This is a genomic window from Leisingera sp. ANG59 (assembly GCF_013317235.1).
GTDB lineage: Bacteria > Pseudomonadota > Alphaproteobacteria > Rhodobacterales > Rhodobacteraceae > Leisingera.
In genome coordinates, this window is record NZ_WLCM01000090.1 from 1 (window position 1) to 4,046 (window position 4,046).

Genomic DNA, 4,046 nt, shown 5'->3' on the forward strand with positions numbered 1-4,046 from the left:
TAGTAGCTCGGCGGGCTCTCATCCTTCAGATACTTCTTGATCGTGTTCCGCGATAATCCCGTCGCCCGCGCAACAGACCGGATGCTGCGTCCCTCAACCAATACCCATCGTCGGATCTTCGACACGCTTTCCATCAGTAACACCTGCTCTTTCCTCCGCACTTTTAGTGCGGATGTTAACGAAAACAGGTGGGTCAATTTTACTCGCTCATAACCCACCAAAGTGGGTCAATTTTGCACGCCGATTCACACGAAAGGCAAACCAAACGCTTGAGCCGGTCACGGATCGGGCGCCAGGAACACGAAAACTGCCCGCGCGAGTTAGCGCGGGTACCACCATTCGAGGGCGTCACGAAGCTTCTGAGAGACGGCGTCAGACCTCTGCGGATCCGAAGACCCGCAGAGGTGTCTGGGTCAGTGACCCGGTCCCTGATTGCGCAGATCGTCGTAGCGGCTGCGGGCGATCAGAGCCTCGGTCTCGAGGCTGTCGAGTGTCTCGGGATGGGCGTCTTCATCAAAGGCGGCGAGGTAGGCATCGAAGGCCATATCGGCTTGCAGTTCGGCGAGGTCGATGGATTGTTCGAGTGTCATGATGTGATCCTTTCCGTTGATCGTCGTTGGACGGATCGTGGAAAAGACCGGGGGCATGAGAGCGGGCTGCACCCGGCACGGGGCGGAATGAAATGGAGCACGCCGGGGGCAGGTTTGTTGTGAGCGATGCTCTGCAGCGCTCAAGGCGCAGCCGTCCAGAAACCTGCCCCCGGCGTTGCCGACCGTTCGACCCCGGGCTAGCGATCTCTAAGGCCAACAGGTCGACGGAAAGGCGCGCGGCGGTGATCCTAACGTGAGACGTTGCCCCGGGATGCATGACGTTGATTTGCGATCTCGTTGCCTGCGGCGCAGGGCGAGTTCGCCGCCCCAGGGAACTTCGCCAAGACGACCCAGGCACGGGTTGCTCGACTGAGAGAAGGGGTGCGCTTACCTCGCACAGTGGGCTCCCAGTTTTCCCTGCTGACTTTCGGTTCCGACTCGGGTTTGCGCGATGCACGTTGTCACTGAACAAAAAGGTCGAAGCCGCGTCGGCGACCGATCCAGTCTGACTATCCGCCTCGGCGTCCGCGTCCGAAATATGCGGCATCCTTCGGACACCGATATTTGGCTGGCCGGGGGCTAGTTCCCCGGGACGAGAAAAAGCCAGACCGCCGGAGCGGTCTGGCTGTTGGCTTAGGCGGCGTCTTTCGGCCCCCAGGGGATGACGGCCTGCAGGGACAGATCGTCCTGGTTCGCGGCCTTGCCGAGGTTGGCATTGAAGCCGTGGTCGCGGATGGTCAGCGTGTAGTAGTCGGCTCCGGTCTCCTTGTTCTGCTTCTTCCAGATGCCGCCGCACTCGACCAGCTTGCCGCGCGGGGAGCGGCCGAGGACGCGGTGCGTGGGGGCCATCGGGTTTGCGCTTGCGACGGGTTCGACCGTGATGTCGAGGTCGAAGGTCAGGGTCGAAATGGAGCCGACGCCCTTGGCGGTTTCGATGTCGGCGCTGGTGAATTTGATGCAGTTCGTGGTCATTGCTCTTCTCCTTGTTTGCGTTGCAATGATGGTCACCTTGCAGCTGGCCAAGGCCCGGCCACACCGAAGGCGAAGCGCAGCGGAGAGGGGCAGGCGCCGGTCTTTTTGATCCGCGAGGAATGACCCGCAGGGTCAGGGGAAAAAGATCGGCGACAACCTTTGTGGACGGGACGACAGCTGCGACCAGCATGTCATGCAACTCAGACACCCGGAGAAGTGCTGTGGCCGCGAAGGGAGGTGGGTGAACAGCCGAGCGAGATGCACGGGCGCGCGCCTTACTTACCCTTTTGCCCCGATCCGAACCCGGACGAGACAGCGCTTTGCCTGACCGTGTCTCATGTGCTGCGACGGCTGGTTCCCGTGGCAACGCGAAGTGCGTTGTCTGGAGGAGCAGCAGGGAGACCGTCGAAGCCTCGATACCGTGCTCGGCTCACCCGGATTTCTAACGGACCCTCTACGGCACCCCGATAACTTGCGATCCGCGCATCACGACCATCAACGGCCTGATACCAGCCGCGGCCAATTCAATCTGGCGGTCGTCGAACACCGCTAGCGACCCATGATGACGGGGCGACATAGCATGTCCGGCAAAGCGACGAACAACACTGGCCGAGATGCGAAGTGCGAGATCACCGATGTCACGCGCCCGCCCCAGCGACCGTAACCGGAACGGCCGAGATGAAGCGTTGCAACGACCATGCGACGGTTGGTCGGGTTGGCTCCGGAGGAGATTGCACGGCCAGCAGCACGTCGCAGAGAGTGGCGGCGTTTCAGCTCGGGGAGGGCGGCTGCGCGCAGCCGACCGAGTAGGGCGCGGTCCTGACCAAAGGGCAGGAGGGGCCAAGAAAATCAAGGCGGAGAGGTCTAAGGACGGAGGCGTCCGCGAGTTCAATGACCCTTATGACAGAAGGCAATCAAAACTTTCGATCCACGGACTATCGACCTTCAAGCTACTGCTGGTCAGAATAAGTCCGGCCACTATCGTGAGCGGTTTTGCCGTAGGCTTTCCGCTCCCGACCGACCCGTACGAACCACCTCAACACCGATCTCGCGACCCTGCAATCCCTGAAGCAACGGGCATGATCCCGGACGGAATCTTCATACACAATCAATTCAGAGCGTGATAAGTTGGTGCCATGAACAAGAACACCACACTCAAAAGATCAGCGACCACAGGACGCTTCACGACCAAGCCGCTGGGCAAGGGCAAGGCCGCGAAGTTTGCCAAGGTTGAGGGTGTTACGACCAGTTCAAAATCGGCCATGACACTCAAAACTTATTCTGATCGCGGGCTCAAAGGCGATGCACTTCGTTCGGCGATTATCGGCTCCTTTACGACGAAAAAAGGAAAATGAGCCGGTACGACGTCTCCGAAGATCCACTCTGTTATCCCGGCACTGGCGTTCTTCGAAACAAGGCAGACCTGAAAGATCAAGATGAACTTGATCAATTCGAGCAACTTATGTTCCTGACCAGGTCTGAAGAGCCTTTGCCGGAAGGCGCGCTCGACTATGCTCACTACCGGGCGATCCACCACCATTTCTTCCAAGACGTCTACAGCTGGGCCGGACAGCCCCGACAAATTCGCACAGCCAAGGGCGGAAATTGGTTTTGCTATCCCGAGTACATCGACACCGAGATGAACCGGATTTTTCGAGAACTCAGCGAAGAGAACCACCTAGCCGACACGACCAGTTTGCAGGACTTTGCCCTACGTGCGGCCCACTACATCGCCGACATAAACGCCGTCCATCCGTTCCGAGAGGGGAATGGTCGTTGCCAACTTACTTTACTCGATATCCTCATGCAGGTCGCGGGGCTTGAGATGATCGAGGATAATATTGATGAAGATGAATTCATACAGGCAATGATAGCGAGCTTTGCAGGGGACGAAAGCCCACTTGTGGACGCAATCATCAAGATGGCAGACTGACAGCGGCCAGCGCTGGCATCAAAGGCACGGCGCATACTTGAAAAACCTCTGCGCCCATCATATCGCGATCTCTGCCACTCCGGCTGCCGTGAGGAGTTGGTAGAGCTCAGCGACGTTGTTTCGTTGGCCGCGTTGTTGGCAAAAAGCGAATATAGCGCGCTGCTTCGCACGGGAGAGGGCGACAAAAAAAGCGGCAACGCCTTCGGGGTCGCCGGGGGTATGGGCCCACCAGGCTCGGTCGTCGAGGCCCAAGAAAACTATCGTGTCGAATTCGAGCCCCTTGCTCTTGTGGACAGTCATCATCGGGGTAAGGCTCCGGCGAAGACCGCGGTCCCATTGGCGCTGTGATGTGATACCCGTTGTTCATGGAGATCGACGAGGACAAGATCGACGACGCGGTTCTGGGACTGCTCTGGTTGACGCTGCATGATGAGCGTCGCGCCTGGAAGGGAATGGACTGGTCGGCACTGGATCGATTGCATCGGAAGGGTTTGATCCATGACCCGGTTAACCGGGCCAAATCTGTCGTGCTGACTGATGAAGGGCTACAG

The 4,046-nt window shown here is 58.9% G+C and carries 7 protein-coding genes; 3 read left to right on the forward strand and 4 right to left on the reverse strand.

Annotated elements, in window-relative coordinates; genetic code table 11:
- From GKC28_RS26650 to GKC28_RS25900, 3 genes are all read right to left on the reverse strand, one after another.
- The coding region (locus GKC28_RS26650; protein WP_368041119.1) for a helix-turn-helix domain-containing protein at positions 1–143 on the reverse strand (143 nt) is incomplete at its 3' end.
- 270 nt (positions 144–413) lie between these two features.
- Entirely contained in the window at positions 414–590 is a 177-nt protein-coding gene (locus GKC28_RS25895; RefSeq protein WP_254604426.1) for a hypothetical protein, read from the reverse strand.
- A 633-nt stretch (positions 591–1,223) separates the two neighbouring features.
- Positions 1,224–1,562 (reverse strand): DUF736 family protein, encoded by a 339-nt coding sequence (locus tag GKC28_RS25900; RefSeq protein ID WP_008335621.1) that lies wholly within the window; start codon positions 1,560–1,562, stop codon positions 1,224–1,226.
- A 1,136-nt stretch (positions 1,563–2,698) separates the two neighbouring features.
- On the opposite strand from GKC28_RS25900, the gene GKC28_RS25905 reads away from it, so the two are divergent.
- Together GKC28_RS25905 and GKC28_RS25910 are read left to right on the forward strand one after the other, a co-directional pair.
- Positions 2,699–2,917 (forward strand): hypothetical protein, encoded by a 219-nt coding sequence (locus tag GKC28_RS25905; protein WP_174149810.1) that lies wholly within the window; start codon positions 2,699–2,701, stop codon positions 2,915–2,917.
- Complete coding sequence (locus GKC28_RS25910) at positions 2,914–3,495, forward strand: Fic family protein (RefSeq protein ID WP_174149811.1); 582 nt, start codon at positions 2,914–2,916, stop codon at positions 3,493–3,495. The genes GKC28_RS25905 and GKC28_RS25910 overlap by 4 nt, the downstream gene beginning before the upstream one ends.
- Positions 3,496–3,552: 57 nt before the next feature.
- Here GKC28_RS25910 and GKC28_RS25915 read toward each other — a convergent pair whose 3' ends face one another.
- A complete protein-coding gene (locus tag GKC28_RS25915) occupies positions 3,553–3,798 on the reverse strand; it encodes a 3'-5' exonuclease (protein WP_217434230.1) in 246 nt (81 codons plus the stop codon).
- 62 nt (positions 3,799–3,860) lie between these two features.
- Between GKC28_RS25915 and GKC28_RS25920 the strand changes: the two genes are divergently transcribed.
- On the forward strand, positions 3,861–4,046 hold a 186-nt coding region (locus tag GKC28_RS25920; protein WP_174149812.1), incomplete at its 3' end, for a DUF6429 family protein.